The organism is Nonomuraea sp. NPDC049637, assembly GCF_040675235.1.
GTDB lineage: Bacteria > Actinomycetota > Actinomycetes > Streptosporangiales > Streptosporangiaceae > Nonomuraea.
This window is the reverse complement of sequence record NZ_JBFAOM010000032.1, coordinates 60,991-85,614: the sequence shown is the minus strand read 5'-3', so window position 1 is coordinate 85,614 and position 24,624 is coordinate 60,991. Positions and strand designations below refer to the sequence as shown.

At 72.4% G+C, this 24,624-nt stretch carries 22 protein-coding genes; 6 read left to right on the top strand and 16 right to left on the bottom strand.

The features are described from left to right. Positions 1–34 precede the first annotated feature (34 nt). The 3 genes from AB0J71_RS34445 to AB0J71_RS34435 all read right to left on the bottom strand — a co-directional run bounded on the left by AB0J71_RS34445 (position 35) and on the right by AB0J71_RS34435 (position 3,674). Positions 35–1,237, bottom strand: coding sequence for a HAMP domain-containing sensor histidine kinase (locus AB0J71_RS34445; RefSeq protein ID WP_364418075.1), 1,203 nt, complete (start codon positions 1,235–1,237; stop codon positions 35–37). Positions 1,238–1,334: 97 nt separating this feature from the next. Beyond that, positions 1,335–2,846, bottom strand: a complete 1,512-nt coding sequence (gene glpK, locus AB0J71_RS34440) for a glycerol kinase GlpK (protein ID WP_352321748.1) — start codon at positions 2,844–2,846, stop codon at positions 1,335–1,337. Positions 2,847–2,867: 21 nt separating this feature from the next. Continuing rightward, positions 2,868–3,674 (bottom strand): MIP/aquaporin family protein, encoded by an 807-nt coding sequence (locus AB0J71_RS34435; RefSeq protein WP_352321746.1) that lies wholly within the window; start codon positions 3,672–3,674, stop codon positions 2,868–2,870. Positions 3,675–3,784: 110 nt separating this feature from the next. On the opposite strand from AB0J71_RS34435, the gene glpD reads away from it, so the two are divergent. Beyond that, on the top strand, positions 3,785–5,467 hold the full coding sequence (glpD, locus tag AB0J71_RS34430; protein WP_352321745.1) for a glycerol-3-phosphate dehydrogenase: 1,683 nt from the start codon (positions 3,785–3,787) through the stop codon (positions 5,465–5,467). A gap of 28 nt (positions 5,468–5,495) precedes the next feature. Here the strand turns inward: glpD and AB0J71_RS34425 are convergent, their stop codons facing one another. Next, positions 5,496–6,482 (bottom strand): S66 peptidase family protein, encoded by a 987-nt coding sequence (locus AB0J71_RS34425; protein WP_364418073.1) that lies wholly within the window; start codon positions 6,480–6,482, stop codon positions 5,496–5,498. A 415-nt stretch (positions 6,483–6,897) separates the two neighbouring features. On the opposite strand from AB0J71_RS34425, the gene AB0J71_RS34420 reads away from it, so the two are divergent. The 4 genes from AB0J71_RS34420 (at position 6,898) to AB0J71_RS34405 (ending at position 9,525) form a co-directional block, all read left to right on the top strand. Next, positions 6,898–7,488 (top strand): hypothetical protein, encoded by a 591-nt coding sequence (locus AB0J71_RS34420; RefSeq protein ID WP_352324137.1) that lies wholly within the window; start codon positions 6,898–6,900, stop codon positions 7,486–7,488. Positions 7,489–7,495: 7 nt separating this feature from the next. Beyond that, positions 7,496–7,966 carry a hypothetical protein gene (locus AB0J71_RS34415; protein WP_352324136.1) on the top strand — a complete coding sequence of 157 codons (471 nt, stop codon included), beginning with the start codon at positions 7,496–7,498 and terminating at the stop codon, positions 7,964–7,966. A gap of 67 nt (positions 7,967–8,033) precedes the next feature. Continuing rightward, a complete protein-coding gene (locus AB0J71_RS34410; RefSeq protein ID WP_364418071.1) occupies positions 8,034–8,591 on the top strand; it encodes a hypothetical protein in 558 nt (185 codons plus the stop codon). Between the two features lie 25 nt (positions 8,592–8,616). Beyond that, positions 8,617–9,525: a cation transporter gene (locus AB0J71_RS34405; protein WP_352324134.1), complete on the top strand. Its 909-nt coding sequence runs from the start codon at positions 8,617–8,619 to the stop codon at positions 9,523–9,525. Here AB0J71_RS34405 and AB0J71_RS34400 read toward each other — a convergent pair. The 11 genes from AB0J71_RS34400 to AB0J71_RS34350 all read right to left on the bottom strand — a co-directional run bounded on the left by AB0J71_RS34400 (position 9,498) and on the right by AB0J71_RS34350 (position 21,487). Then, positions 9,498–10,265: a hypothetical protein gene (locus tag AB0J71_RS34400; protein ID WP_364418069.1), complete on the bottom strand. Its 768-nt coding sequence runs from the start codon at positions 10,263–10,265 to the stop codon at positions 9,498–9,500. The genes AB0J71_RS34405 and AB0J71_RS34400 overlap by 28 nt on opposite strands. Positions 10,266–10,297: 32 nt before the next feature. Further along, positions 10,298–11,119, bottom strand: coding sequence for a hypothetical protein (locus AB0J71_RS34395; protein WP_364418067.1), 822 nt, complete (start codon positions 11,117–11,119; stop codon positions 10,298–10,300). Between the two features lie 8 nt (positions 11,120–11,127). Further along, positions 11,128–12,003 (bottom strand): ATP-binding cassette domain-containing protein, encoded by an 876-nt coding sequence (locus AB0J71_RS34390; RefSeq protein WP_364418065.1) that lies wholly within the window; start codon positions 12,001–12,003, stop codon positions 11,128–11,130. Then, positions 12,000–12,803, bottom strand: coding sequence for a zf-HC2 domain-containing protein (locus AB0J71_RS34385; RefSeq protein ID WP_364418063.1), 804 nt, complete (start codon positions 12,801–12,803; stop codon positions 12,000–12,002). The genes AB0J71_RS34390 and AB0J71_RS34385 overlap by 4 nt, the downstream gene beginning before the upstream one ends. Then, positions 12,800–13,327: an RNA polymerase sigma factor gene (locus AB0J71_RS34380; protein WP_352324129.1), complete on the bottom strand. Its 528-nt coding sequence runs from the start codon at positions 13,325–13,327 to the stop codon at positions 12,800–12,802. The genes AB0J71_RS34385 and AB0J71_RS34380 overlap by 4 nt, the downstream gene beginning before the upstream one ends. Before the next feature lie 124 nt (positions 13,328–13,451). Next, a complete protein-coding gene (locus AB0J71_RS34375) occupies positions 13,452–14,375 on the bottom strand; it encodes an ABC transporter ATP-binding protein (protein WP_364418061.1) in 924 nt (307 codons plus the stop codon). Next, complete coding sequence (locus tag AB0J71_RS34370) at positions 14,375–15,346, bottom strand: ABC transporter ATP-binding protein (protein ID WP_352324127.1); 972 nt, start codon at positions 15,344–15,346, stop codon at positions 14,375–14,377. Before AB0J71_RS34370 ends, AB0J71_RS34375 begins: the two co-directional genes overlap by 1 nt. Then, on the bottom strand, positions 15,343–16,308 hold the full coding sequence (locus AB0J71_RS34365; protein ID WP_352324126.1) for an ABC transporter permease: 966 nt from the start codon (positions 16,306–16,308) through the stop codon (positions 15,343–15,345). The genes AB0J71_RS34370 and AB0J71_RS34365 overlap by 4 nt, the downstream gene beginning before the upstream one ends. Further along, the gene (locus AB0J71_RS34360) at positions 16,305–17,222 is read right to left on the bottom strand and encodes an ABC transporter permease (RefSeq protein WP_352324125.1); all 918 of its coding nucleotides are present in this window, start codon (positions 17,220–17,222) and stop codon (positions 16,305–16,307) included. Before AB0J71_RS34360 ends, AB0J71_RS34365 begins: the two co-directional genes overlap by 4 nt. 34 nt (positions 17,223–17,256) lie before the next feature. After that, positions 17,257–18,894: an ABC transporter substrate-binding protein gene (locus AB0J71_RS34355; protein WP_364418059.1), complete on the bottom strand. Its 1,638-nt coding sequence runs from the start codon at positions 18,892–18,894 to the stop codon at positions 17,257–17,259. 79 nt (positions 18,895–18,973) lie between these two features. Then, entirely contained in the window at positions 18,974–21,487 is a 2,514-nt protein-coding gene (locus tag AB0J71_RS34350; RefSeq protein ID WP_364418057.1) for a collagenase, read from the bottom strand. Between the two features lie 153 nt (positions 21,488–21,640). Here AB0J71_RS34350 and AB0J71_RS34345 point away from each other — a divergent pair, with 153 nt between their 5' ends. After that, positions 21,641–22,597, top strand: a complete 957-nt coding sequence (locus AB0J71_RS34345; RefSeq protein ID WP_352324121.1) for a LysR family transcriptional regulator — start codon at positions 21,641–21,643, stop codon at positions 22,595–22,597. Positions 22,598–22,622: 25 nt separating this feature from the next. On the opposite strand, the gene AB0J71_RS34340 is transcribed toward AB0J71_RS34345, so the two are convergent. Further along, positions 22,623–24,614 (bottom strand): ABC transporter ATP-binding protein, encoded by a 1,992-nt coding sequence (locus AB0J71_RS34340; protein WP_352324120.1) that lies wholly within the window; start codon positions 24,612–24,614, stop codon positions 22,623–22,625. Between the last annotated feature and the right edge of the window lie 10 nt (positions 24,615–24,624).

Below are 24,624 nucleotides of genomic sequence, written 5' to 3'. Positions count from 1 at the left end.
GGACGGCCCGCGCCCGATCGGAGGCCGGGCCGCCTCAGCGGCCGGGAAGGCTGATCGTCACGGACAGGCCGCCGCCCTCGCGCGGGCGCGCGGTCACCTCACCGCCGTGGGCCTGGACGACTGCGCGGACGATCGACAGTCCGAGCCCCGAGCCGTTCGCCGAGTCCACCCGGTCGGCGTTGAGCCGGCGGAACGGCTCGAACAGGCTGCCCACCTCGTACGCCGGCACGGGTTGCCCGGTGTTGGCCACCCTGACGACGACCTCGCCCGCCGGCGTCTCCTCCGTGCTGATCCAGACCTGCCCGTCCTGCGGGAGGTTGTACTTGATGGCGTTGTCCACCAGGTTCCCCACGGCGTGTTCCAGGAGGACGGGGTCGCCCGCCATGGTCGTGCCGCCGAGGCGGGAGACGACGGTCACGCCGCGCTGGTCGGCGACGGAGGTCAGCTGTTCCACCGCCGTCAGCGCCACGTCGTCGATGTCCAGCGGCTTGCGGCGCGCCAGCTCCCGTTCGCTCCTGGCCAGGAGCAGCAGCCCTTCGATGAGCTTCTCGTTGCGCGCGTTGACCTCCAGCAGGGTGCGGGCGAGGGCCTTGAGGTCGGGTGAGGCCGCCGGGTCGGAGAGCGCGATCTCCAGGACCGTGCGGTTGATGGTCAGGGGCGTGCGGAGCTGGTGGGAGGCGTTGGCGACGAAGCGGCGCTGGGAGTTGAAGGCGCTGTTGAGCCGGGTCAGCATCGAGTCGAACGTGTCGGCCAGCTCCTTGAGCTCGTCGTCCGGGCCCTGCAGGTCGATGCGCTGGTGGGCCAGCGTGCTCTCCGACAGCTTGCGGGCCGTCGCGGTCATCTTGGCGACGGGCCGCAACGCCCGGTCGGCGACCAGGTAGCCGAACACGAGCGCGAACAGGCCGACGCCCAGCAGGATCAGCACGGACTGCTGGACCATGCGACTGAGGATCTGCTCGTCCAGCTTGACGGCCTGGATCTCGATCTGGTGCCGCCAGACCGTCACCAGCTCGTCGGGGGTGCCCGGCGGCACGTCCAGGGAGAACTCGACGCCGTCGAGCACCGCGCGCAGCAGCAGGTAGGCGACGGTGAGCAGGAGCGTGCCGCCGACGAACAGCATGGATCCGTACGTGAGCGTCAGCCGGGCGCGGATGCCCAGCTTCCCGAACAGCGCCGCGGCCCTGCCGGGCGGAGCGTGGCCACCGGGGGCCCGGCCGGCATGGGACGGTAATCGCACGCTGTCTCCTTCCGCTGGAGACCTCATTCTGGGCGCCGACCCGGTAAGCGCACGGTAAGGGCGGCTCGTGGACGGGCTCGTGTGCCTGCGGCGGCGGTCAGGACTCCCAGTCGAGGGTGCGGCTCACCGCGCGTTTCCAGCCCTCGTACCCCTTCTCGCGCTGCTCGTCGCTCCACTCCGGGTTCCAGCGCCGGTCCTCGGCCCAGTTGGCGCGCAGTTCGTCGGTGTCCTTCCAGTAGCCGACGGCCAGCCCGGCGGCGTACGCGGCGCCCAGCGCGGTCGTCTCGGCCACCACGGGACGGCTGACCGGCACGCCCAGGATGTCGGACTGGAGCTGCATGCACAGGTTGTTCGCAGTGACGCCGCCGTCGACCTTGAGCACGTCCAGCACCACGCCGGAGTCCTGCTGCATGGCCTCCACGACGTCCCGGCTCTGGTAGCAGATGGCCTCCAGCGTGGCGCGGGCCAGGTGGGCGTCCCTGTTGTAGCGGGACAGGCCGACGATCGCGCCGCGCGCGTCGGGCCGCCAGTACGGCGCGAACAACCCCGAGAACGCCGGCACGAAGTAGATGCCGCCGTTGTCGCTCACCTGCCGGGCCAGGTCCTCGCTCTGCGCGGAGGTCCGGATGATGTGCAACTGGTCGCGCAGCCACTGCACGGCCGACCCGGTCACCGCGATCGAGCCCTCCAGCGCGAAGACGGCCGGCTGGCCGGCGAACTTGTAGGCGACGGTGGTGAGCAGGCCGCGCTCGGAGCGTACGAGGTCGGTGCCGGTGTTGAGGAGCATGAAGTTGCCGGTGCCGTAGGTGTTCTTGGCCTCGCCCGGCGCGAAGCACACCTGGCCGACGGTGGCCGCCTGCTGGTCGCCGAGGATGCCGGTGATCGGCACCTCGCCGGCGAACGCGCCGTACCTGCTGGTCGTGCCGTAGGAGGCGGGCTCGGAGGACGGGCGGATCTCCGGCAGCATCTCGCGCGGGATGTCGAAGAAGGACAGCAGCTCGTCGTCCCACTCCAGCGTCTCCAGGTCCATCAGCATGGTCCGGCTGGCGTTGGTCACGTCGGTGACGTGCACGCCGCCGCGGACGCCGCCGGTGAGGTTCCACAGGGTCCAGGTGTCGGTGTTGCCGAAGACCGCCTCGCCCCGCCCGGCCGCCTGGCGCACGCCCTCGACGTTCTCCAGGATCCACTGGATCTTGCCGCCGGAGAAGTAGGCGTCCGGCCGCAGGCCCGTCTTCCTGCGGATGACCTCGCCGCGGCCGTCCCGTTCGAGCTGCGCGGCGATCCTGGCGCTGCGGGTGTCCTGCCAGACGATGGCGTTGCAGTACGGGCGTCCGGTGCGCGGGTTCCACACGACCGTGGTCTCGCGCTGGTTGGTGATGCCCACGGCGGCCAGGTCGGTGTCGTGCAGCCCGGTGCGCTGGAGCGCGGTCTCGATCACCGCGGAGGTCCTGGTCGAGATCTCGATCGGGTTGTGCTCCACCCAGCCCGCCCTGGGCAGGATCTGCTCGTGCTCGAGCTGGAACTTGCACACCTCCAGGCCGCTGTGATTGAAGATCATGAACCTGGTGCTGGTGGTGCCCTGGTCGACGGCCCCCACGAAATCGGGCATGGTCGTTCTCCTCCGTTCGGGTCAGACGCGGCCCGCGTCCTCGATGTCGGGCTCGGGCTCGGGGAGGAACCGGGCGATCATGAGCTGGTAGAGCCCGGCGCCGGCCAGGCCGCCGAGCAGGGGGGCGACGATGGGCACCCAGAAGTACAGGCCGCCGTACTGGTCGCGCCAGGCGCCGGAGTAGCCGGTGAGGAAGCTGGCCAGGCGCGGCCCGAAGTCGCGCGCCGGGTTGATCGCGTAGCCGGCGTCGGCGCCCCACGCCATGCCGATGCCGACGATGAGCAGGCCGATGACCACCGGACCGAGGTTGGCGCCGGGCGCGAGGTTGTGCGAGTCGGACAGGGCGTACAGGACGAACATCAGGATGGCGGTGCCGATGATCTGGTCGCGGAACCCGCCCCAGGCGCCCACCGGGAGCGTGCCGTTGCCGGGCAGGGTGGAGAAGACGGTCTGGGTCTTCAGCGTGTGCCCGGGGTCCACCTGGTTCAGCACCTCGGTGTAGTTCCAGCGCACCAGCAGCGCCCCGACGAACGCCCCCGCGGTCTGCGCCAGCGCGTACGGCAGCACCTTGGCCCACGGGAACCCGCGGAAGGCCGCGAACGCGAGCGTGACGGCCGGGTTGAGATGGGCGCCGGTGATGCGGCCGGCGACGTAGACGCCGAGCGCGACGCCGATCCCCCACGCCCAGGCGATGCTGTCGTGATCGCCGATGCCGGCCGCGACCACCTGGGCGACGACGCCCACCCCGAACAGGATGAGCACCATCGTGCCGGCGAACTCGGCGATGAGCTCACCGGCCAGTTCCAGGCGTTTGACACGTTCGACCACCGCTGTCCCCGCTTTCGTGGTGTCGGTGTTGTGTGCCATTCCCTGATCGGGGAAACGTATACGGATCGTGAGCGTTTGAGCACAAAGTGTTGTTCGGGGGATCCATGAACATGACCGGGGCGATGGACGCCAGGAACCGGCAGGCAGCCATCGACCGGCTGGCGGAGCAGTCCTTCGACGTGCTGGTGATCGGCGGCGGCGTGACCGGCGCGGGCGCCGCGCTGGACGCCGCCTCCCGCGGGCTGCGGGTCGCGCTGGTGGAGAGCCGCGACCTGGCCGCCGGCACGTCGAGCAGGTCGAGCAAGCTCATCCACGGCGGGCTGCGCTACCTGGAGCAGTTCGACTTCAAGCTGGTCCGCGAGGCGCTGAAGGAGCGCGACCTGCTGGTCTCACGGCTGGCCCCGCACCTGGTCAAGCCGGTCACCTTCCTGTATCCGCTGCAGCACGGGCTCATCGAGCGGCCGTACGTGGGGGCCGGGCTCACCCTGTACGACACGCTGGAGGGCATGCGCCGGCCGATGCCCCGGCACCGGTACCTGTCGGTCAAGGAGTCGCGCCGGATGGCGCCCGGCCTCCGCGCGGACGCGGTGTCGGGCAGCATGATCTACTTCGACGCCCAGGTGGACGACGCACGTTTCACCCTCACCCTGGCCAGGACGGCCGCCGCGCACGGCGCCGTGGTCGCCACCCGGACGCGGGTCGTCGAGATGCTGCGCGACCAGGGCAGCGAGCGCGTCGTCGGCGCCCGCGTGCACGACGAGGAGACCGGCCGCGACCTCGACGTCAGGGCCGACGCCGTGGTGGTGTGCGCGGGCGTGTGGACCGACCCGATCAACGGGCTGCCCGGCTCGGCGCCGGCCGGTTTCAAGGTCAGGATGTCGAAGGGCGTGCACGTCATGGTGCCGGGCGAGGCCATCGCGTCGTCCACCGGCATGATCATCCCGACCGAGAAGAGCGTGCTGTTCATCATCCCCTGGACGCGGCGGCGGTGGATCGTCGGCACCACCGACACCGAGTACGACGGCGACCGCGAGGAGCCGGCCGCCACCGGCGAGGACATCGACTACATCCTCGACCACGCCAACGCCGTGCTGGCCCGGCCGCTGACCCGCGACGACGTGGTGGGCGTCTACGTCGGCCTGCGCCCGCTGGTGGCCGCCGACGAGAGCTCGGCGACCACGAAGCTGTCGCGTGAGCACGTCGTGGACGTGCCGGCGCCGGGCCTGGCCACGATCGCCGGGGGCAAGTTCACCACGTACCGGATCATGGCCAAGGACGTGGTCGACGCGGCGCTGGAGGGCTTCGACGTGCCGGAGTCGGTGACCGACCGGCTGCCGCTGATCGGCGCGGACGGGCTGCCGGCGGTGCGCGCGTCCGTACGGCGGCTGGCCGAGGACCACGACGTGGACGCCGACGTCGTGGAGCACCTCGTCCAGCGCTACGGCACGCTCGCGATGGAGGTGCTCGGCCTGGTCGACGACGACCGCTCGCTCGGCGAGCCGCTGGTCGAGGGGTGCCCGTGGATCAGGGCCGAGGTCGTGTACGCCGTCACGCACGAGGGCGCGCTGCACGCCGAGGACGTCCTGTCGCGCCGGACCCGGATGCTCATCGAGGCGATCCCCGCCGCGCTCGACGCGGCCCCGGTGGTGGCGCGGCTGATGGCGGGGCTGCTCGGCTGGGACGAGGCCCAGGTGGAGGCCGAGGTGGCGCGCTGCCGCGCCCTGGTCGAGGCCGAGCGCAAGGCCCTGGCCGAGGCCACGGCCCCGCGCCGGGAGCCCGCCGCCGCGTCCTAGCGACGGCGGGTCGCCGGTCGGCCGAGGGTCAGTGGCTGACGAGGGTCAGCGACGGTTCCGGGCCGACCGTCAGGCGGGCCCGGCCGCCGACCGGGAAGGTGGCCAGCGGGTTGGTGTGCCCGACGTCGACGTGGGCCAGGACGGGAACGTCCCGCAGCCCCGGCTGCGTCTCGACGATCTGCTCAAGCAGGGGCCGGGTCATCCGGCTGGCCTGCTGGAACCGCCCGATCACCAGGCCGCGGACGGTCTCGGCGCCCGGGAGCTGGAGCAGCGAGGTGAGGTTGCGGGCGAAGATCGCCGGGTGGGACTCCAGGTCGTCCTCCACGATCAGCAGCGCGCCGTCGAGCGACGGCATGTACGGCGTGCCCTGCAGCAGGTTCAGGGTGCACAGGTTGCCGCCGACGACGCGCCCCTCGGCGGCGCCCGGCCGCAGCGGCCACCAGCCCTCGTTGGGCATCGGCTCGCGCCCGTCCTGGTCGAGGAACCACAGGTCGTCGGTCCAGTACTTCGACGCCCCCAGCTCGACCGGCGCGTCACCGAACAGGACGGCGGCGAACCACTCCAGGGTCTGCTCGAAGTGGTCGCGCATCCCGAACGTCGACCAGTGGGGCCCTGAGTACGTGACCAGCCCGGCGCGGGCGAGGACGGCGTTCTGCAGGGCGGTGATGTCGGAGTAGCCGCACAGGATCTTGGGGTTGGCCCGGATCAGCTCCCAGTCCAGGTACGGCAGGAGCTCGTTGCAGTTGTAGCCGCCGATGACCGTCAGGATCGCCGCCACCGACGGGTCGGCGAAGGCGTCGTGCAGGTCGGCGACGCGGGAGGCGACGCTGCTGGAGTCGAAGGCGTCCCGCTCGTCGACGTGGCGGCCGTAGGTGAGCGTCAGGCCGAGCTCGGCGAAGCGGGCGTCGATGATCGCGGTGTGGTCGTGCTCCATGACCATGGCCCGCGAGCAGGCCGGCGCGACGACGCGGACGACGTCGCCCGCTCTGAGTTTGGGGGGATGGATGACGTCCATCTAGCGAAGCATAGGCGAGTCGCTCTCCTCGCCGGTGACCAGCGCTCCAGCCGAGCCATCCACGGCAAGAATGCGGACGTTGCTCAATAATTCAGGCAACAGTGTGTGGTTTTGTTATGGACGGCCGATAAACGCGTGGCCACAATTCCGTCGGCAGGGCGATTGATGGAGTTGCAAACCAATGTCAATCGAGCCGTCGAGCTGGCGAATGTAGCCGGAATGTAGCCATGCGAGCGCCGGTAGCACAGGAGCCTGAGCCGTACAAGAGGTTGCTCGCCGTTCAATGGCGTGAATAACTGTCGCTCAATACCCGGCGCAGAGCCGGGGAGACAACTCACAAGCTGCACGGACGGGTGCCGCGACCAACGATCCCCGCCCGTGGAGCACCATTCGATGCAGAGGGAGCCTACCTACAATGTCGTTGAAACGCACGCTTTCGACAGCCGCGCTGATCGCACCGCTCGCGACGCTGGGCACGGCGCCGGCCTTCGCCGACGACCCCCGGCCCGTCCCCGGCAACCCGGACGTGGTCGTCGGCTACGACAACGACACGGAGATCTTCCGTGCCAGGGCCGCCACTTCGTCGCCAGCGATGGCCTGCCGTCCCGGTGACGTCAGCTATCGGGTCTCCACGTACAGCAACAGTCACAAGGCGGTCGGCCCGACGCAGTCGAACCACAACGGCACCTCCCGCACCGCGACGTCGACCTTCACCGCCACCGTTTCCGGTACGGTCTCGGTCGCCTGGAACGTGTCCGGCAGCCTGAAGGTCGACCGGCTCATCGCGGGCGCCGAAGTGGCCACAGGGGTGAATCTGTCCGCCAGTCTCACGGCTTCGTTAGGCAACAGCATCTCCATCCCCACTCCCGCCCGCAAAACCACCACCGCCACGTACGGCGTCTGGCGCAAGAAGACCAACGGCGTCTATCACGTGTGCCCCCAAAAGCCGAAAAACGTGACCGCCTGGACTCCATGGCGCGTCGGCTGGTACGTCAAACAAAGGTGAATTCGACATGACGATCCGACAGGTAGCGTCCTTTCTCAGCTTTTGCTGCCTCCTTTCTCTGGCGGCGGCCTGCACGGCCGCGCCTCCGACCGGTACGGCGGCTGAGCGGCGGGACGCCACCCCGTCGGCCTCCCCCGCCGAGAGCCCGGCGAGCACGCCGCCGGCCCGGCCCGCGGCCCTGCGGCTGCCGGGCGTGGAGGCCGGCACCACCACCGTGCTCAAGGCGGGGCCGAGGAAGGGCAGCATGGTCGTGGGCGACGTGCCGCCCGGCAAGGACGAGCTGTGGGTGTTGTTCCGGTGCCGGGGCGAGGGCAAGGCGGAGATCATCCTGGAGCCGGGCGTCAACATGCCCTTCACCTGCCTCGACGACCTGATCAGCCCCGTCATGAACCGTCTCGACCTGGGCCGCAGGAAGACCCTGACGGTACGGGTCCAGGCCCCGGACTCGGTCGAGTGGGCCTTGCGCGTCACTCGCTGAGCACGCGCGGCGGCGCGCCGGGCGAGGCTCCGGGGCCGGGTCCGTCCCGGCGCCTAGGGTGTTTGCCATGGTCAAGTGGCTTGTACTCCTGCTGGCTTGCTCGCTGACCGCATGCGCCGGTCCCGTCGGGACGGCCGGGCGCACGTCGCCGTCCGCGCCCGCGCCGCCCGGCTCCGCCGCGTCCGAATCCCCGCCGGACGGGTCAGCGCTGGACGGATCAGCGCCGGACGGATCAGCGCCGGACGGATCAGCGCCGGGCGGGTCGTCTCCCGGTGCCGCCGCGGGCGAGGGCGGGCGGGAGGTCGGCGGGTGCGCGGACGCCCGGTGCGAGGTCACCCTCCGGGCGGGCGACGTGCTGAAGTTCGGGCAGCGTCACGGGGTCTCCCGGTTCGCCGTCGCGAGCGTCCAGGGCGACAAGGTGACGTGGGAGGCGGACTTCACCGGGGCCGGGGACATGAGCTCCCAGGGCGAGCAGGGCGGCGCGTCCACCTGCAAGTTCGACGAGGGCGGGGGCTGCTCGGGCTACATCCGGGGCGTCACCACGCTCACCCTGAACGACGTCGTCCTGCGCTTCCTCTCCTTCGACCGCGGCCGCGCCGTCGTACGGGTGACACCGAAGCGATGACCGCCGGCCGGAGGGTCGTGCGGGCATGAGCGCGCAGCCCAGCAGCCGGACCAGCGTGATCGTCACGATGGTGGTCGTGGGGGCGCAGGCCGTCGTCCTCGGGGTCCTGGCGGCGGTCACCGGCTCGGCCATCCTGTACGCCGAGGCCATGTTCAGCGTGGCCGACTTCGGGGTGGAGGTGTTCCTGCTCATCGGACTGGCGCGGGTGGCGCGTCCGGCCGACGAGCGCCACCCGCTCGGCTACGGGCAGGAGATCTTCTTCTGGTCGCTGTTCGCCGCCGTGGGGCTGTTCGTGGGCGGGGGCGTCGCCTCGATCGTGGAGGGCCTGGGCGAGCCGTCGGCCTCGGGCGGTTCGTACGCGCTGGGCTACCTGGTGATCGTGCTGATCACGGTCAGCGACGGGTGGGCCCTGGTCGTCTCGGTACGGGCGCTCGGCGCGCGCGCGACGGTGACCGGCCGGTCGTTGTGGGCGGAGCTGCTGGCCGGCAGCGACCCGGCGGCCAAGACCGTGACCCTGGCCAACGCGGCGGCCGTGGTCAGCGGCCCGATCGCGGTGGCCGGCCTCGCGCTGCACCAGGCGACCGGGAACGAGGTCTTCGACTCGCTGGGCAGCGTGCTGATCGGGGTCCTGCTGGTCGCGGTCTCGGGCCTGCTGCTGCGGCTGAACCAGAACCTCATCGCCGCGCCCAGCGTGGACGCCGCCGACCTGGCCCGCATCCGCCGCGCGATCGTCGAGGTGCCGGACGTCACGGGGGTGCGCGAGGTGATCGCGGTGATCGTCGGGCCCCACCAGGTCATGGTGGCCGCCCGGGTGACCCTCGCCTCGGCCACCGACCTTCCCCGGGCCGAGCGGGCCATGGCCGCGGTCGAGGACCGGCTGCGGCGGCGTCCGGAGATCCGCGAGGTCTACGTCACGCCGGTCGCCCCCGAATGAGCCCGCGCCCGGTCGAGCCGCGGCGACGGCACACGGGGACGCGGGCGCGGGCCCGAGCCCGGGTCCTGGAGGAGGGCTCTGATCTCCTGGCTGATCGTGTTCATGGCGGCGCTCAGGTCGTGCAGGAGCCGGTCGGCCGCGGCCGGGTCGGTGCGGTGGCCGGTGGCGGCGGCGTCGACCGTCCCGGCCAGGTCGCGCAGGGCCCGGCCGAGCCCTTCGCGCAGGTCGTGGTGGAGGCGGCGACGTTCCTCCTCGCGGATGGCGTGCACGCGTTCCCGGGCCCGGCGCAGGTCCGCGGTGACGGCCAGGCTGTGGGCGGCGTCGGCGACGTACGGGGTGATCGCGGCGACCGCCCGCGGGTCGGCGGACGGGGTGATCAGCAGGCGGCCCACCGCGCGTCCGTGCCACACCAGCGGCACGTCGGAGGCCATCGGCCCGGGCTCGCCGGCCGCGATCCGGACGCCGGCCAGCTCCACGGCCACCCCGGCGGCCGGCAACCCGTCCCGTACCAGCTCGACCACGGCGGCCAGCGCGGCCTGCGGCCCGGTGGAGGCGACGGCCCGCCGCAGCCGCCGGACCAGCAACGCCCCCGCCCAGCCACGCACACCGGGCACCCGCACCAGCAACGCCCGCACCCGGCCACGCACACCACGCACCCGCACCAACAACGCCCGCACCCGGCCACGCACACCACGCACCCGCACGAGCAGCGCACGCTCCCGGCCCCCGACGCCAGGCACCCGCACGAGCGGAGGCCGCGAGGCGAGCGGGGTCACGGGAGTTGCCGGGTGGCGGCCAGGGCCGCGATCGCGACCAGGACGGCGCCGACGCCGAGCCAGGGCCCGCGCCGAGCAGCGTCGCGGGTCATCGCCAGCGCCCCCGCCCCCAGGCTCAGCGCCAGCAGGTAGAGGGCGTGCCAGGCGGGCGAGCCGGACACGAACCCCACGGCCTCCAGGTACGGCGGCGGCCCCCACCGCGCGAACTCGACGTAGAAGCCCAGCATGGTCAGCGTCGAGTGCAGCGGCTCCACGACCCCGTTGACGGCGATCAGCGCCAGCATCACCAGCACGGACGCCCCCGGCCACGGCAGCCACCGGGCCACCGCGACCCCCAGCGTGCCGGCCCCGAGCACGCACAACGGCCCCGCGCCGATCTCGTGGACGCTCGGGAAACGCTCCAGCTCGACGCCGGCGACCGCGTAGACCGTCACCATGACGGCCTGCATCGCGCAGGCCAGCAGGAACGGCCCCAGCGCGGCCAGGCAGGAGGCCGCGGTGCGCAGCTCGCGCCCGGCGGGGACGGCGGCCAGCAGCTCGTCGGTGCCCGCGCGCCTGGTCGCCGAGGCCGTGAGCGTCGCGGCGAAGAACACCGGCACGCCGAGCGGGAGGACGAGGTCGCTGGTGAGCGCGCTGTAGGCGGGCCTGGGCGCCCATTCCGTGGCGGCCAGGCCGATCAGGTGCAGGACCAGGCCCGTGATCGCGAGCGGGTGCAGCATCAGCCGCCGGGTCTCGGCCAGCGCGAGCGCGGGCAGCAGGTGCGCGAGGCCCCCGCCGTTCTCCAGCTCGTCCGATTCGCCCGGCGCGACAGGGCTCACGTGGCGCATCATGCCGTCGCCTCCGTGGTCTCGCCGGTCTCCGGGGTCGCGCCGGTCTCCGGGGTCGCGCCGGTGAGGAGCAGCAGGTAGCCGTCCTCCAGGGTGGGGTCGGCGGGGCGGGCGTCGATGGGGACGGGGCCGAGGCCGCGGTACAGGCCGTCGCCGGTCCGCCGGGAGCGGCCGCCCGCCTTCTCCGCCGACACCCAGACCTGCCCCTCGGCCAGCGCCCGGAGCTCGGCGGGGGCGCCGGTGAACACGCACCGGCCGCCCTTGAGCACGATCACCCGGTCGCAGAGGGCGGCGACGTCCTCCGTCTGGTGGGTGGACAGCACGACCGCGCGGTGCTGGCCGAGGCGCGCGACCAGCTCGCCGAACCGCAGCCGCTGCTCCGGGTCGAGACCGGCGGCGGGCTCGTCCAGGAGGATCAGCTCGGGCTCGCCGAGCAGGGCCTGGGCGATGCCGAGGCGCCGCCGCATGCCGCCCGACAGCGTACGGACGCGCCTGCCGCTCACGGACGTGAGCCCGACCTCCTCGATCACCCGGCGCACCTCGTCGTGCCTGGACCGGCGGTGTGTCATCTCCTTCAGGACCGCCACGTAGTCGACGAACTCGAACGCGGTGAGTCCGCGCTGGAAGCCCAGCTCCTGCGGCAGGTAGCCGAGCCGCCGCCGGATCTCCAGCCGGCCCGCGCCCGGGTCGCGGCCGAGCAGCCGCAGCTCACCGCCGTCCGGCGCGAGGACGGTCGCGAGGACCCGGACGAGGGTGCTCTTGCCCGCGCCGTTCGGGCCGAGCAGGCCGGTGACGCCCTTGCCGACGGTGAGGGTGAGCCCGTCCAGGGCCCGGTGGCGGCCGTAGGTCTTCACCAGGCCGACTGCCTCGATCATGAGAACTCCCTGCGGCGGACGGCGAGCAGCACGACGGACACCACGATGACGGCCAGGTAGCCGGCCTGCCCGGCGGCCCCGAACATGGCCAGGTCCGGTTCGCGCACGTTCGTGGCGACGACCGCGGCCACCCAGGGGACGGTCACCGCGGCGGCGCAGCGCCGCGGGTCGTGCCGGCTGGACAGCGCCAGGGTCAGCGAGGTCAGGGCCAGCGAGGGCAGCAGCCACGCGGCCGTCGCCCAGCCGCCGCCCGGCAGGGTCAGCCCGGCCGCCAGCGCCAGCGCCGACGACGACGCCACCACGGCGGCGGCCCGCATCAGCATCAGCCGGAACGTCGAGTACGGCGCGGCCAGCCCGATCTCGTACGCCGGATCGCCGTCCCGCCCGAAGGCCACGGCGACCCCGGCCACCGGCACGACCGGCGCCAGCGTGAGGAACGTCAGCAGGCCCCACCGGGTCGTCTCCCCCGCGGCCAGCGCGGCGAAGAACAACGCCACGGCGCTCGCGGCCAGCCACGGCAGCCGCAGCGAGGTCGTGGCGCCCAGCAGGCGGGCGGTGTGCTCGCGCACCCCGGCGGCCCGCAGCAGCCGTTCGACCGGGCGGGGCGCGGGCGCGTCCACGGCGTCGGCGATGTCGTCCCAGACCCGGTCCAGGCGGGCGCTCGGCACCCGCGAGGCCAGCAGGAGCCGGCACTGCTCGCAGGCCAGCAGGTGGGCCTCGACGGAGGCGGCGGGCGTCGCGGGCAGCTCGCCCGCCGCGTACGCCGCGGCCATGCCGTCGTCCATGTGCCAGGCGCTCACGCCAGTTCCTCCCTCAGCAGCGCGCGGGCGCGCATCATCCGGGTCTTGACCGTGCCGGCCGGGATGCCGAGCAGGCGTCCGGCCTCGCGGGTGGTCAGGCCGTCCAGGACGGTCGCCTGGACCACGGCGCGCAGCTCCGGGGAGAGCTGGTTGAGCGCCCGGCCGAGCTCGCCGTACTCGATGCCGAGCAGCACCTGCTCCTCGGCGGAGACCATGACCTGCTCGTGGGCGGGCAGCGCCGCCGCGGGGCGGCGGCGCAGGTGGTCGAGCAGGCGGCGCACGCCGATCCCCCAGATCCAGGCCGCGACCTCGCCCCGCCCGTTCCATTTGCGCGCGGTACGCCAGACCGCGACGAAGGTGTCCTGGACCGCCTCGTCCACCACGGCCGGGTCGGCGCAGCGGCGGGTGAGCCGGAGGAGCAGCCAGGGCGCGTGCCGGGCATAGAGGACTTCCAGCGCGCGCCGGTCGCCGTCGGCCACGGCCTCCAGCAGCCGGGCGTCCTGCCACGTCTCGTGCTCGCTCACGGGAGCCCGTTCATCGGTGTCATGCCTCTCTGTCGCGTCCCTCCGCTCCGGCGGTTCACGATGAGAGGAAAAGTACTGGCGGCGACGACCGCTCCGGCCGTCGCCGCCTTGCGGGACCTCCCGCTCACTCCTCCGGGAAGTGGCAGCTCACCTGCCTTCCCCTGACCGTCGTGAGCACGGGCGGCTCGGTCCGGCACAGCGGCTGCGCCTTCGGGCAGCGGGGATGGAAGGCGCAGCCGGGCGGCGGCGCGAGCGGGCTGGGCGGGTCGCCGTGCAGGACGATGCGCTCCCGCGTGGCCTCCACCTCCGGATCGGGCACCGGCACGGCCGACAGGAGCGTGCGCGTGTAGGGATGGGCGGGATCGGAGTAGACGGTGTCCGACGAGCCGGTCTCCACGATCCGGCCCAGGTACATGACGGCGACCGTCTCGCACATGTGCCGCACCACCGACAGGTCGTGGGCGATGAACAGGTAGCCGAGTCCGAGGTCGGCCCGCAGGTCGGCGAGCAGGTTGACGATCTGGGCCTGGATGGACACGTCCAGCGCCGAGACCGGCTCGTCGCAGACCACCAGGCGGGGCTTGGAGGCGAGCGCGCGGGCGATGCCGATCCGCTGCGCCTGGCCGCCGGAGAACTCGTGGGGGTAGCGGTCGGCGTGCTCGGCGTCCAGGCCGACGAGCCGGAGCAGCTCGACGACGCCGTCCCGGTCGACGGTCCGGCGCGGCCCGGCGACGATCTGCCGGACGGTGTGGCGCGGGTTGAGCGACGCGTACGGGTCCTGGAAGATCATCTGGAGCCGGCCGCGCATCGGCAGCAGCGCCCGGGGGCCCAGATGGGTGATGTCGTGGCCGTCGAAGGTGACGGTCCCGCCGGTGGGCTCCAGCAGCCGCACGATCATGCGCCCGGTGGTGGACTTGCCGCAGCCCGACTCGCCGACCAGGCCGAGCGCCCGGCCCTCCGGCACGTCGAAGCTCACGCCGTCCACCGCCCTGACCCGTTGCCCGCGGCGTCCGGGGAAGGTCATCCGCAGGTCGCGCACGGAGAGCATCAGTGGTCGGCTCCTTCCAGGTGGCACGCGACCCGGTGGGGGTCGCCGGTGAGCGGCGGGCGCGTGGTCGCGCAGACGTCCAGGGCGGCCGGGCAGCGCGGGTGGAAGCGGCAGCCCGGCGGCGGCGCGAGCAGCGACGGCGGCGCCCCCGCGATCGCCCGCAGCCGCGCCCGGCCCGGGGCCGCCGTCGTGCCGGTGAGCGCGTCCGGCGGTGCGCCCGGCACCGAGTCCAGCAGGGCCCGCGTGTACGGGTGCAGCGGCCGTTTGAAGATCTCCCTGGCGGGGGCGTGCTCCACGGTCCGGCCGCCGTACATGACCAGGACGTCGTCGGCCATGCGCGCCACCACGCCCAGGTCATGGGTGATCAGGACGACCGCGAGCCCCCGCTCGCGCTGGATGCGCGCGATCAGGTCGAGGATCTGCGCCTGGACGGTCACGTCGAGCGCCGTCGTCGGCTCGTCGGCGATCAGCACGCCCGGCTCGCAGGCCAGCGCCATCGCGATCATCGCCCGCTGCCGCATGCCGCCGGAGAAGCGGTGCGGATGCTCCCCGGCGCGCCGCCGCGGCTCCGGGATGCCCACCTCGGCCAGCATCTCGACCGCCCGCTCGCGGGCCGCCCGCCGGCCGGCCCGGCGGTGCAGCCGGTACGCCTCGGCGATCTGCTCCCCCACGGTGAAGAAGGGGTGCAGCGACGACAGCGGATCCTGGAAGATCATCGACACCGCGCTGCCGCGCAGCCGGCGCAGCCGCTCGGCCGGGGCCCCGACCAGCTCCTCCCCGTCGAGCTCGATCGACCCGGCGACGGTCGCCCGGCGGTGCAGCCCCAGCAGCGACAGCGCGGTCACGGACTTGCCGGACCCGGACTCGCCGACGACGCCCAGGGTCCGCCCCCGCTCGACGCCGAACGACACGCCGTCCACGATCCGGACGTCGCCGAAGCTCACCGACAGGTCGCGCACGGAAAGGATCACGAGTACCTCACCCTGGGGTCGATGACCGCGTAGACCAGGTCCACGAGCAGGTTGGCCAGCACGATGAAGAAGGCCGCGAGCAGCGTCGTGCCGAGGATCACGGGCTGGTCGGACTTGACGATGCCGTCGTAGGCGAGCCGGCCGACGCCGGGCAGGCCGTACACGGTCTCGGTGATCATCGCGCCGGCCAGCAGGCCGCCCAGGTCCATGCCGAACACGGTGACGACCGGGGTCATGGCCGCGCGCATGCCGTGCTTGGCGACGACCGTCCGCTCGTGCAGGCCCTTGGCGCGGGCCGTCCTGATGTACGGCTCGGCCATCGTCTCGATCATCTGCGCCCGGGTGAGCCGGGCGTACATGGCGGCGTAGAGCGCGGCCAGCGTGACCCAGGGCAGGATCAGGTTGCCGGCCCAGGCGGCGGGGTCGTCGGCGAGCGGCACGTACGCCGGGTACGGCAGCAGCCCGGTCACCCGTACCGCCAACAGGAGCAGCACCATCGCCACGAAGTAGACCGGCAGGGACGCGCTGGTCAGCGTGGCGATCATCAGCGTCCGGTCCAGGGCGCTCCCCCGGCGCAGCGCCGAGACCACCCCGACCGTGACGCCCACGGCCAGCCACAGCAGGGCCGCGCCGGCCGCCAGGGACGCGCTGGCGCCGAGCCGGTCGATCAGCAGGTCCCAGACCGGCAGGGCGTTCTGGTAGGAGAACCCGAGGCAGGGCACGTGGCAGCCGGGACGCCCGGCGACGATGCCCGCGACGTAGCCGCCGAACTGCTCCCACAGCGGCCGGTCCAGCCCCATCTGCGCGCGCACCTCGGCGACCCGCTCGGGCGTGCAGGTCTTGCCGCACGCCTGGACCGCCGGGTCGGACGGCAGCACGTAGAAGATCAGGAAGGTCACCGCGCAGATCACCAGCAGCACGCCGGCCACCGCGAGGGCCCGTCTGGCCAGGTACGACGTCACTGTGCCGCCCCCTTGGGGTCGATGGCGTCGCGCAGGGCGTCACCGAGGAGGGTGAAGGCGAGCACGGTCAGGAACAGGCAGGCGCCGGGGACGAGCAGGTACATCGGGTCGACCTCGTACCAGAGCATCGCCTCCTGGATCATCTGCCCCCAGGACGCGGTCGGCGGGCGCACCCCGACGCCGAGGAACGACAGCGCCGCCTCGGTGCCGATGTTGGCGGGCACCGCGAGCGTCGCGTACACGAGGATCGGCGCGGTGATGTTGGGCATGATCTCGCGGAAGACGATGACGCCGTTCAGCGCGCCGCCGACCCGGGCGGCGTCCACGTACTCGCGGTGCTTGACGGAGATCGCCTGCCCGCGCACGATCCGCCCGATGTACGGCCAGCCGAACCCGCCCATCACACACACCAGCAGGACCATCCGGTCGCCGTCGGGCATGACGGAGATGAGGGCGATCATGAAGATCAGGCTCGGGAACGACATGAGCAGGTCCATGGTCCGGCTGATCACCGCGTCCGCCCAGCCGCCGAGGTAGCCGGCCAGCAGCCCGAGCACGGTGCCGAGCAGCACCGACACCAGCGTCGCCAGGGTGGAGACCATCAGCGAGACGCGGGCGCCGTACACGACGCGGCTGAACACGTCGCGGCCGTTGACGGGCTCGACGCCGAGCCAGTGCTCGCCGCTGACGCCGCCCAGGGCCCCCTTGGGCACGCCCGCCAGCTCCTGGTCGATCGCGGCGGGGTCGAAGGCGTCCGGCGGCCAGCCGTTCAGCTTGGTGAGCAGCGGCGCGGCGAGCGCGACCAGCACCAGGACCGCCACCACGACCAGCGCGAACCGGGTGGCGGCGCCGCCCAGCAGGCGCTTCCTGACCAGCCGGGCGGGCGGGCTCGCCGTGACGACCGTCGCCGTCATGTCCGGCTCCGCCGGTATCCGGGGTAGCCGTTCCTCACTTCTGCCTCACCCCCAGGACGGCGAAGTCGAGCTGCCCGGACCAGACCGGATGACCCACCGCGCCGGAGACGTCCTTGCCGACCAGGATCGGCTTGCGGTCCCACGCGTACGGCACCGCCGGCGAGGACTGCATGACCTGCCGGTCGAGGTCCATCCAGGCGGCTTCGGCGGCCTTCGGGTCGCTCATGGCCTGGATCTCGTCGATGCGCTTCTGCACCGCCTCGTCGCGGAACTGCCAGACGTTGCCGGAGTTGCCCTTCTCGACGATCGTGCGCCCGTCGAACAGCAGCGGCAGGAACGTCGCCCCGGACGGGTAGTCGGGGCACCAGCCGTAGGTGAACAGGTCGGGCGTCTTGGCGGTGTCGCCGACGGTGTCGTAGTAGACCGAGGGATCGACCGGCGTGAGCACGACCTCGACGCCCGCCCGCTTCAGCGACGCCTGCACGGCTTCGCCGAGCGCCTTGTCGCCGGTCGAGATCGTCATCCGGACGTTCAGCGTCTTCCCGCCCAGCAGGGCCTTGGCCTTCTCGACGTCCCCGGTCGGCGGGAGGTGGAACACGTCCTGCGGCGTGCCGCCCGACAGGGCCGGCGGCAGGTAGGAGGTGGCGATCGAGGTCATGGCCGGGCCGCCGGCGGCGGTCTGGAGCGCCTGCTTGTCCAGGGCGAAGTGCACCGCCTGCCGGGCCTTCACGTCGTCGAAGGGCGGCTTGGAGGTGTTGAAGCCGATCATGTCGGTGCACCCCGACATGGCGTTGACCAGCCGGGACTTCACGTCCGGCCGGGGCAGGATCTTGGCCAGGCTGGCGGCGCTGACGTCGGTGTAGGCGATCGAGGTGGCGTCCTCGCCCCTGCTCTCGATGAGCCGGTCGTCGATCACGCCCTGCCGCAGGCCCTGCTTGACCACGATGCGGTCGGGCGCGGCCTTGCGCACCGGGTCGGTGGCCGCCGACCAGTGCGGGTTGCGGACCAGGACCATCTCCTTGCCGCGGTCGTAGCGCTCGATCTTGTACGGCCCGGAGGAGAAGGGCCGGTTGTCGTACTGCGCGCCGGTCTCCTTCGCGGCCGGCACCGGCGCGAACGTCGGCAGCGTCACCGTGGAGGAGAACTCGGCGACCGGCCGCTTGAGGCGGAAGACGATGGTCCGGTCGTCGGGGGTCTCGATCGAGTCCAGGTGCCGGCCCTTCAGCGGGCCCTTGTAGCCGTCGGCGCCGGCCAGGTAGAGCTGGGCGTAGTTGGGGCCGCCGGGCAGCTCGGGGGCGAAGGAACGCTCCACGTTGTACTTGACGTCCTTCGCGGTGACGGGGGTGCCGTCCTCGTACTTGACGCCGTCCTTGAGGGTGAAGGTCCACACCTTGCCGCCCTCGGAGGCGGTGCCCAGGTCGGTGGCCAGATCCGGGACGATCTCGTGGCTGCCCGCCTTGAAGGTGGTGAGGGTGCGGTAGAGCAGCCGGATGCCGAAGTCCATCTGGGGCATCGTCCAGTTGCGGGCCGGGTCCAGGTGGGAGAAGTCCTGGTTGGACAGGATCATCAGGGTCCCGCCCCCGGCCGCCGTCGCCGGGGTGGCGGCCTTGCCGCCGCCGCAGGCCGCCACGCCGAGCAGGAGCCCCGCGGTCAGCATGTTACGGAGAGTCACGGATCACTCCAGTGAGGTGAGAGGGCCCGGGCCGGGGACCGGCGGGAGAGGGTTCGCCGGCCCCCGGCGCCCGGGCGGTCTAGTACTCGGTCTTGACGCTCGCGCCCGAGAAGGTCTGCGCGGCGTGGAGGCTGATGTAGTTGTAACCGGCGGGCGGGTTGTTGATCACCAGCGTCTCGGCGTTGCCGGACGCGGTGGAGCGCTGCGTGTAGGCCGAGGTGGTGGCCCAGGTGGCGGCGTTGTAGTAGAGGTCGGCGTTCCCGGTGCCGCCGGAGGCGGTGATGGTCAGCCTGGCCGTCCCGGCGGGCAGGTAGATGTAGAGGTAGGCGTAGTTGCCCTGGGTGGCCGACAGGTTGCTGCGCTTGCAGTTCCTGTCGAGCTTGCGGGTGTCGGAGGCGGTGCACTCCGGCGTCGAGCCGCCGCCGGTCGAGACCGTGACCTGCTTCGACGTCGTCGCGGTGGCGCCGCCGTCGTCGGTGACGGTCAGCGTGACGGTGTAGGTGCCCTGCGCCGCGTAGGCGTGCGACGGGTTGGCCGCGGTGGAGGTGGCGCCGTCGCCGAAGTCCCAGCGGCGGGCGGCGATGGTGCCGTCGGAGTCGGTGGAGGTGTCGGTGAAGGCGGCCGTCAGCCCGCTGACCGTGGAGGTGAAGCTCGCGGTGGGCGCCTGGTTGCCGGTGCCGCCACCGGAGCACGCCCCGGCCGCGCAGGCGGCGAGCCAGGTGTTCCAGTCGGAGTCGTAGCGGCTGCCGATCGTGCCGGTCAGGAACGACCGGGCGGTGCTCCACGCGCCGGTCCGGTACGAGCCGAGCAGCGTCGCGACGTCGGCCGGGTGCTTCTCGAACATGTACCGGACGGCCAGGTAGCCCCACCGGTAGATGCGGGTGGTGTCATGGTCGTAGGTGGTGTTCCACAGCGTGCTCAGCGCGTACGTGCGCTTGCCCGCCTCGGTGATCGCCGCGTCGTAGACGACCTTGCGGTAGGAGTAGGAGACGTACTCGGCGAAGCCCTCGATCCACCAGATGGTCGGCGTGCTCACCCCGGCGGTGAAGTCGCCGTACATGTCGAACCGGCCGTCGAGGTAGTGGGTGTACTCGTGGTTGAGGTTCCAGATCTGGAAGTCGGGGCGCAGCCACTCGGCCTCGTAGGCGATGAACCTGGGCTGGTTGCCCGCGGCGGCGGGGTCGCCCTCCAGGTACATGCCCCCGTTGTTGGTGTCGATGCCGAACATCACGCCGGCGTAGGTCTGGTAGTCGGTGCTGGAGTCGAAGACCACCACTTCCAGCGTGGTGTTGTTGTCGTTCGCGACCGGGCCGTTGTCCTTGACCAGGTTGTGGAAGAAGGCGTCCTGGTTGGCCAGGCTGGCGCAGGTGGCGGCGAGCTGGCTCGCGGTGACCTCCTGGGCCCGGATCCTGATGCTGGCGCTGCAGGTGTGGGTGATCGGCAGCACACTGGCCGCCAGGCGGTTCGCCAGGTCGCAGGTGCCGTAGTAGGAGCAGTTGGCCTTGTCGTAGGAGTCGGTCATCTCGGCCACGCCCACCCACAGCGGCGCGGTGGCGCCGGTCATGGCGCTGCGGCCGAGCAGGTTCTTGGCCAGCGGCCGGACGACGGCCTGCAACGTCGTGTGCTGCAGGAAGCGGCCCAGCTCGCGCCCGGCGTTGGAGACGAGGTAGGAGCGGTCGGTGCCGAGCATGCTGAGGTGGTTGGCGGCGAAGGAGTTCAGGGAGTCCAGGACGCTGCGGTCGGCCTGCACGGCGCTGACGAACGCGGGCACCTGGTGGCCGCGGAACAGCACGGTGTAGACGTTGTTGACCGCGTTGAGCATCCACCACGACGCGTCGTAGGAGCTGTTGTAGCCGTCGAGCAGGCGCTTGACCACGTACAGGTAGCGGTCGTTCTGCTCGGCGCTGTCGATGAGGGTGACGGCCTCGCTCAGCACCTCGCCGTTGGCGTCGCTGACGGTCGAGGACCGGGAGTTGCCGAAGAAGGCGTCCAGGCCGGACCGGATGGCGGTGGTGAGCGCCTGGCCGTACGAGCCGACGTCGCCGGAGTTGTACCAGTGGACGTAGTAGCCGGCCCGCAGGTAGAGGACGAGCTGGGCGGTGCTGGTGGTGTTGTCGCCCGGGTAGTTCGCCGAGTTGTCGCGCAGGGCGTAGGCGACGGTCGTCATCTGCGCCTCGCGGAAGGCGTTGTAGGCGTCCGTGCCGGTCAGGTTGAACAGGGTGTTGACGCAGTCGGTGGCGCTGGCCTTGATCTGCTGGACCAGGGCGCTGCCGGTGCGGCTGGTGAAGTCGGAGACGTTGCAGGCGGCGGCCGCGGCGACGCTCTTGCGCGCCGACGGTCTGGCGTGCTCCGGCCGGGTGGCGGGTTCGTCGTAGTCGCGGCGTAGGGCGTCCTTGGCCGCGGGCTGGGGCGCCCGGTCACGGGTGTCGAGCCGGGACTTGGCGACGTGCGGGGCGTCGTCGGCCGGGACCGCGAGGCGGGCGGCCGGTGGCGGTTCGGCCGCCGCGCTCGCCGGTGTCGCGGCGAACGGTGGGAGTAGGGCTAATGCGGCCAGGGGGACGATCAGCCGCCAGCCGTGCAGGACCTTGCGCACAAGAACCTCCGGGGGGTATCCGCATGGATGCGAGGTCGGGTACGAGTGTGCGGTCCGTCCGGAGGGCGTGGTCATACGACGCCGCATAAGTGTTGCCTATGGGCGTTCTCAATACGTCGCCAAGAGCCATCACATGTCACATAATCCTGAGCTATGGACCTGGATCTCCGGCATCTCCGAATGGTCTGTACGATCGCCGAGGCCGGCAGCGTGACCAAAGCGGCCGCGCGCCTCGGGCTGTCCCAACCGGCGATCACCACCCAGCTCCGCAGGATCGAGGAGATGGTGGGCGGTGAGCTGTTCACCCGCAGCCGGAACGGCGTCGAACCCACCCAGCTCGGACGTCAGGTCATCGCCCGCGCCCGGATCGTCCTGTCGGAGATCGACTCGCTCTTCGGCGACCTGCACGACGCGAACCCGGCCGTCACCGGGCTGCGGCTCGGGTGCAGCCACCTGGCGTGCGTGGCCAGCGTGGTGGACCGGGTCGGCGAGGCGTTACCCGGCCGGTCGATCTCCCTGCGCATCGAGCCGTCCAGCGTGCAGCTCGCCGACGCGCTCACCCACGGCCAGCTCGACGCCGCGCTCATGGGCATGATCGAGGGGTTCGACGTCCCCCTCACGCCGCCGGTGGTCACCCGCACGCTGGTGCCCAGGTATCCCATCTTCGTGGCCATGGCCGCCGGGCACCCGCTGGCCGAGCAGCCCGAGGTGCACCTGTCCGACCTCAGGAACGAGCGCTGGATCAGCCCGCCCGGCGCCGACGACGGCTCGCTCGCCGCCCTGCGCGCCTCCTGCCGGGCCGCCGGCTTCGAGCCGGACGTGCGCTACGACGCCCCGAGCGGCGCCGGCCGCCCGCTGGTCGCCGCCGGGCTCGGCGTGCGCCTGGTGGACCCGACCTGGCCGGTGCCCGAGGGCACCGCCGTACTTCCGCTGGCAGGCGAACCGCAGGTCGGGCACCTGGTCATGGCCTGGCGCAGGGACCTGATCGGCGCGGACGCGGCGGCGGCCATCTACCGCGGGCTCGCCGCCGCCTTCGAGGACCACATCGACGACAACCCCACCTTCCGCCGGTGGTGGGACGAGCACCCTGGCGCCCATCCCCTCCGCTGACGGCCGCGACCGGCGCGCCCCGGCCTCACTCCGCCGTGCGCAGCGGGAAGTGGCAGGCCACCTGGTGCTCGCCGCCCGCCAGCGGCGGCTCGGTCTCGCAGATCTCCTGGGCGAGCGGGCAGCGCGTCCTGAACCGGCATCCCGAGGGCGGGTTCTGCGCGCTGGGCAGCTCGCCCTTGATGGCGACGCTGGTACGCGGCGCCACGCCCGGCTCCGCCGAGGGCACGGCCTCGATCAGCGCCTGCGTGTACGGGTGCCGGGCCTTCCTGACGACGTCGCGGGCCGGCCCGACCTCGACGAGCTTGCCCAGGTACATGACGCCGATCCGGTCCGACATGTAGTCCACGACGGACAGGTCGTGGCTGATGAACACGTAGGACAGGCCCAGCTCGCGCTGCAGGTCGCGCATGAGGTTGAGCACCTGGGCCTGGATGGAGACGTCGAGCGCGCTGACCGGCTCGTCGCACACGATCAGCCGCGGCTCCAGGGCCAGCGACCTGGCCAGCCCGATGCGCTGGAGCTGGCCGCCGGAGAACTCGTGCGGGTAGCGGTCGAGCACCCGTCGCGGCAGGCCCACCTGGTCCAGCAGGGTGCCGATGCGCGAGCGGCGGCCGGCCCGGTCGCCGGCCTGCTGGATCTCCAGGGGCTCGGCCAGGATGGAGTCGATGCGCATGCGCGGGTTCATCGCCGCGTAGCTGTCCTGGAACATGAGCTGGACCCGCCGGTGCATGGCGCGGCGGGCGCGCCGGTCGAGCGTGGCGATGTCGGCGCCGTCCACCACGATCTGGCCGGAGGTGGGCTCCTCCAGGCCGACGATCAGCCGGCCCACGGTCGACTTGCCGCAGCCCGACTCGCCCACGAGCCCGAACGTCTCGCCGGGGCGCACGTCGAAGCCGACCCCCGCGACGGCGCTGACCGGCGGCGCCTTGCGGCCCAGCGAGCCCGTGCCGTCGTAGTTCTTGACCAGGTCGCGGACGGACAGGATCGGCGCGGCCCCGGCCTGCGGCCCGGCCCGGTCGGGCCGCGGCCCGGCGGCCTCGGCGCGCGCCCGCGGCTGGAGCACCGGGTGCAGGCAGGCGTGCTGGTGCTCGTCGCCGGACAGGGTCACGTCGGTGGTGCGGCACTCCTCGGTCGCGAAGCGGCAGCGGGGTGCGAACCGGCAGCCAGTCATCGGCCGGGACAGGTCCGGCGGCAGGCCGGGGATGCTGTAGAGCGCGCCGTCGTCGTGCTCGGCCGCGCCGGGGAGCGACTCCATGAGCGCCTCGGTGTAGCGGTGGCGCGGCTGCCGGAACAGCTCGGCGGTGGTCGCGGCCTCCACCACGCGGCCGGCGTACATGACGGCGACCCGGTCGGCGCGGCTGGCGATCACGCCCAGGTCGTGGGTGACCAGGATGACCGCCATCTGGAACTCCTCGCGCAGGTCGTCGATGAGTTCCAGGATCTGGCGCTGGGTGGTGACGTCGAGGGCGGTGGTCGGCTCGTCGGCGATGAGCAGCCGGGGCGAGCAGACCAGGGCCATGGCGATGACCACGCGCTGGCGCATGCCGCCGGAGAGCTGGTGCGGGTAGGCGTCGGCGATCTTGTCGGGACGCGGCATGCCGACCCGGCGCAGGATCTCCACGGCCCGCTCGCGCGCCTCGGCCTTGCCGACGCCCTGGTGGACCCGGAGCGGCTCGGCGACCTGGGCGCCGATGCGCATGGTCGGGTTGAGCGAGGTGAGCGGGTCCTGGAACACCATGCCCATCTCGACGCCGCGGATCCTGCGCATCTCCGCGGGCGGCAGGGACAGCAGGTCGCGGCCCTCGAACAGGATCTCGCCGCCGACGACGCGGCCGCCGGACGGCAGCAGGCCCATGACCGACAGGGCGGTCATGGTCTTGCCGCTGCCCGACTCGCCGACGATGCCGAGCGTCTCGCCCTGCCGCACCTCCAGGTTGACGTGGTCGAGGGCGTGCACGACGCCCTGACGCAGCGGGATGTCGGTGCTGACGTCGCGCAGGCGCAGCAAAGGGCTCATGTTCCGTTCC

What these genes read in the sequence shown, in the direction of transcription:
- glpK (WP_352321748.1), bottom strand. Translation starts at nt 2,846, where the DNA reads ATGCCCGATTTCGTGGGGGCCGTCGACCAGGGCACCACCAGCACCAGG.
- glpD (WP_352321745.1), top strand. Translation starts at nt 3,785, where the DNA reads ATGACCGGGGCGATGGACGCCAGGAACCGGCAGGCAGCCATCGACCGG.
- AB0J71_RS34425 (WP_364418073.1), bottom strand. Translation starts at nt 6,482, where the DNA reads ATGGACGTCATCCATCCCCCCAAACTCAGAGCGGGCGACGTCGTCCGC.
- AB0J71_RS34420 (WP_352324137.1), top strand. Translation starts at nt 6,898, where the DNA reads ATGTCGTTGAAACGCACGCTTTCGACAGCCGCGCTGATCGCACCGCTC.
- AB0J71_RS34415 (WP_352324136.1), top strand. Translation starts at nt 7,496, where the DNA reads ATGACGATCCGACAGGTAGCGTCCTTTCTCAGCTTTTGCTGCCTCCTT.
- AB0J71_RS34410 (WP_364418071.1), top strand. Translation starts at nt 8,034, where the DNA reads ATGGTCAAGTGGCTTGTACTCCTGCTGGCTTGCTCGCTGACCGCATGC.
- AB0J71_RS34405 (WP_352324134.1), top strand. Translation starts at nt 8,617, where the DNA reads ATGAGCGCGCAGCCCAGCAGCCGGACCAGCGTGATCGTCACGATGGTG.
- AB0J71_RS34390 (WP_364418065.1), bottom strand. Translation starts at nt 12,003, where the DNA reads ATGATCGAGGCAGTCGGCCTGGTGAAGACCTACGGCCGCCACCGGGCC.
- AB0J71_RS34375 (WP_364418061.1), bottom strand. Translation starts at nt 14,375, where the DNA reads ATGCTCTCCGTGCGCGACCTGCGGATGACCTTCCCCGGACGCCGCGGG.
- AB0J71_RS34360 (WP_352324125.1), bottom strand. Translation starts at nt 17,222, where the DNA reads ATGACGGCGACGGTCGTCACGGCGAGCCCGCCCGCCCGGCTGGTCAGG.
- AB0J71_RS34345 (WP_352324121.1), top strand. Translation starts at nt 21,641, where the DNA reads ATGGACCTGGATCTCCGGCATCTCCGAATGGTCTGTACGATCGCCGAG.
- AB0J71_RS34340 (WP_352324120.1), bottom strand. Translation starts at nt 24,614, where the DNA reads ATGAGCCCTTTGCTGCGCCTGCGCGACGTCAGCACCGACATCCCGCTG.